Source organism: Miniimonas arenae, assembly GCF_006351005.1.
Classification (GTDB): domain Bacteria; phylum Actinomycetota; class Actinomycetes; order Actinomycetales; family Beutenbergiaceae; genus Miniimonas; species Miniimonas arenae.
The window spans coordinates 1-1312 of sequence record NZ_VENP01000134.1; the positions used below are offsets into that span (position 1 = coordinate 1).

Sequence of the window (1312 nt, forward strand, 5' to 3'; positions counted from 1 at the left end):
CTCGCCGAGGCGTCCTCGATCGACGGCGCGAACCGGTGGCAGGCGTTCACCCGGATCCAGATCCCGCTGGCCGTGCCCGCCATCGCCTCGATGTGCCTCCTGCTGTTCCTGTGGACGTGGAACACGTTCCTCCAGGCGATCGTGCTCATGAACGACCCCAGCAAGCGCACGATGGCGGGCGCGCTGCAGAACTTCGTGGGGCAGTACACCACCGACGTCGTGCTGCTCAACGCCGGTTCGCTGCTCATCATGGCGCCGACGATCCTCGTGTTCCTCGTCTTCCAGCGGCACTTCGTCAAGGCGCTCATCGCCGGCGCCGTCAAGGGCTGACCGGCCCTCCGCACCGACAGGACGGACATCCGTGAACGAGGCACAGTGGTGGCGCGACGCCGTCGTCTACCAGGTCTACCCCCGCAGCTTCACCGACGCCGACGGTGACGGGATCGGAGATCTGCGCGGGGTGGTCGACCGGGTGCCGTACCTGGCGGACCTCGGCGTCGACGCCGTGTGGCTCAGCCCGTTCTACCCCTCGGCCCTCGCCGACGGCGGGTACGACATCGACGACCACCGAGCCGTGGACCCGCGGCTGGGCACGCTCGACGACGTCGACGCGCTCGTCGCGTCGCTGGCCGAGCACGGCATGCGTCTCGTCGTCGACATCGTGCCGAACCACACCTCGGACCGGCACGTCTGGTTCCGCGAGGCACTCGCCTCGCCGCCGGGCTCGCCCGCCCGAGCGCGCTACCACTTCCGCGACGGACGGGGTGCGAGCGGCGAGCTCCCGCCCGCCGACTGGCGCTCCGGCTTCGGCGGGTTGATGTGGACCCGCACGCCCGACGGACAGTGGTACCTGCACATCCACGCCGCCGAGCAGCCCGACCTCAACTGGGCGAACGAGGAGGTCCGTCAGGACTTCCTCACGACGCTCGCGTTCTGGGCCGACCGCGGTGTCGCAGGCTTCCGCATCGACGTCGCCCACCTGCTGGCCAAGGACCTGCCCGAGAACCTGCCCGCCGAGGTGGAGCTCGCGGCGGCCGTACCCGGACGTCACCCGTTCATCGACCGCGACGAGGTGCACGACGTGTACGCCGAGTGGCGCGCGCTGTTCGACCGGTACTCCCCGCCCCGCACCGCCGTGGCGGAGGCATGGGTACCGGCCGAGCGCCGCGGCCGCTACGCCTCCGCAACGGGGCTCGGGCAGGCGTTCAACTTCGACCTCCTCACGTCGAACTGGGACGCCGAGGAGTTCGCTGCCGTCATCCGGCGCAACCTCGAGCTGGCCGAGCAGAGCGGGTCGAGCTCCACCTGGGTG

2 protein-coding genes are annotated in these 1312 nt (G+C 70.7%); both read left to right on the forward strand.

Annotation, left to right across the window (positions count from 1 at the left end; translation table 11 throughout):
• On the forward strand, window positions 1–330 hold a 330-nt coding region (locus FH969_RS14935; protein ID WP_139987999.1), incomplete at its 5' end, for a carbohydrate ABC transporter permease.
• Window positions 331–361: 31 nt separating this feature from the next.
• Window positions 362–1312 (forward strand): alpha-amylase family glycosyl hydrolase (locus FH969_RS14940; protein ID WP_246072011.1); only part of this gene is annotated, 951 nt, incomplete at its 3' end.